The sequence below is a fragment of the Roseateles sp. P5_B10 genome (assembly GCF_056400485.1).
In genome coordinates this window covers 1-2,236 of sequence record NZ_JBFULE010000838.1, presented here as the reverse complement: position 1 = coordinate 2,236, position 2,236 = coordinate 1, and the positions used below count along the sequence as shown (strand labels likewise).

Below are 2,236 nucleotides of genomic sequence, written 5' to 3'. Positions count from 1 at the left end.
GGGCAAGGACGTCTTCGTGACCTTCTCGGCCGGCGTCACGCTCTACCGCCCCGGCGAGACGCTGGAAGCCGCGCTGGACCGCGCCGACGTGGCCCTGTACGAAGCCAAGCACACCGGCAAGAACCGGGCGTGTATCGCGGAGTGATTTGCACGGGCGCGTCCCAAAGCAGGCTGCACGCCAACTTTGACGCAGTTCCCCTGGGGTGAACGGAAAGTTGCAATTGGCACTCCGGCCGGGAGCGGGCTCGCCGGCATGATGCGCGCGGGCGCGGCAACCGGCGCTCGCAGATCATCCAGCAGGAGCCTCCTTGCGTTCGACCTTTACTGGCGCCAGCCGGCGCGGAATTTTATTGGCCGGCTGCGCCGTCCTCACGACGGCCTGTGGCGGCGGTGGAGACGCCACCAGCACGAGCGCGACACCGGACGCCTCCGCTCTGGCGGTCCAGGCTGCCAGGGACATCACGGCGGACGTCCTCGCCAATAGTGACATCACACTGGACGGTACCGCCGTCATCAAGCTGCCCGCGGGCACGACGACTTATTCCGGCGTCATCAGCGGACAGGGCACGCTGCGCCTCATGCCCGCCGCCGGCACGGGCACGCTGACCATCACGCGCACCAGCACGTTCACGCTACCGACGGCCCAGCAAGTCCAGGTCGTCAAAAAGACAATCTATCCCGGCGCAGGCTATGCGCTGACTCGCACCGGCTTGAACCCGCCGGTGCTGACCATCGATCCCGGCGCCACGCTCCAGATCGGCACAAACACCAGTGCCGACAGCTCGCCCAACATCATCGCGACGTCCGACAGCAAGAATGAGGCGAGCCTGATCAACCGGGAGATCAACCTCAACAACATCCTGAACAACGGCACGATCATCCTCAGCAGTGCGCAGTTCGTGCTGCTGGGCCAGATCAGTGGCAGCGGCAGCATCGTCCAGGCCCCGGACGTCTGGGGCGGCAACTCATCGGGTGGCGTCAATACCTACTCGGGTGTGCTCGCTCTTACCGTCGGGCAGGATTTCGGCAGCAACCATGTCGCTGCATCGCTGGCCAATGCCAAGGCGGTCCTCAACGAAGGCTCATGGCTGGTCTGGAGCCCGCCAGGCAGCGTCGTCACGGTGACGCAGAACATCTATGAAGCGGCCTACGGGAACGACATCAACTTCCACGCCATCGGCCCGTCGACCATCGTCATGTCGGGCGTCTACAGCCACACCGACAACAGCCCGCACAACCATCCCAACCTGGTCAACCCGGGCCTGAGCGACCTCAGCTTGAATTTCGCCAAGGTCATCTACCGCGGCGGCGCGAACGACGTCAACGGCAACGACGGCAGCTACCGCGGCATCAACATCGAGCGCGGCGCCGGCGTCGTCCAATGGGGCGACGGCACACACGCCAACTTCTTTCTGCCGTCGGCGCCGTCGCCGGCCGACCCCTACCCGACGCTTGGCAAGAAGAACGCCTACATCAACCTGCGCAGCGGCACGCTGGCCTTCAACTACAACGGACCGGTGACTCTGCACGTGGGCATCACCGGCGGCGGGGGCGGCCCGCACCGGGATGGCGCGGTCGGTACGGGCAACGTCAAGGTCATGCCGACGCCGGGCAACGACGTGACCTTCGCCCAACCGCAGAACTACAACGGCACCACGACCATCGGCGCCAACGCCATCCTGCGCCTGGGCACAGGAACGCCCGTGCCGCTGAACTACATCACCGTCAATGCGAGCAAGGGCAAATCGACCTTCCTGCAGGCCACCTACAGCGGTGACGCCAGCCTGCTGACGGCCGAGTCGCCCAATGGCGTGGCGAGCAATGCCATCGTCAACGACGGCCAGCTCGTCGTCCAGAACACCACGACCGCGATCACGCTGTCCAACATCAGCGGCAGCGGCAGCCTCGCTCACAACGGCGCTGCTGCGCTCACGCTGCAGAACAACAGCTACAGAGGTGCCACGCTGCTCAATGGGGGCACCACCTGGGCCGGCAGCGCCAATGCGATGGGCACGGGCGACGTCGTCAACAACGCGGCCCTGGGGCTGGCCAGCGGCCAACATGAATTGGCGCTGGGGGGTAGCTTCCGGCAGGGCGCGACCGGCCAGCTCACGCTCTCTATCGCCGGCACCGCACCTGGCGTCACCCACGACCATGTCAGCGTTGCCGGGCCTGCCATGCTCGGTGGCAGCCTGGTGCTGAACTTCAGCGGCAGCTACGCCCGGGGGCAGAAGCT

General features: G+C 66.0%; 2 protein-coding genes. Both read left to right on the top strand.

Going from position 1 to position 2,236, the window contains the following annotated elements; translation table 11 throughout:
• Positions 1-16 precede the first annotated feature (16 nt).
• On the top strand, positions 17-145 hold the full coding sequence (locus AC1DU6_RS28275) for a diguanylate cyclase domain-containing protein (RefSeq protein WP_477861189.1): 129 nt from the start codon (positions 17-19) through the stop codon (positions 143-145).
• 163 nt (positions 146-308) lie between these two features.
• A partial coding sequence (locus AC1DU6_RS28270) for an autotransporter (RefSeq protein WP_477861187.1) occupies positions 309-2,236 on the top strand: 1,928 nt, incomplete at its 3' end.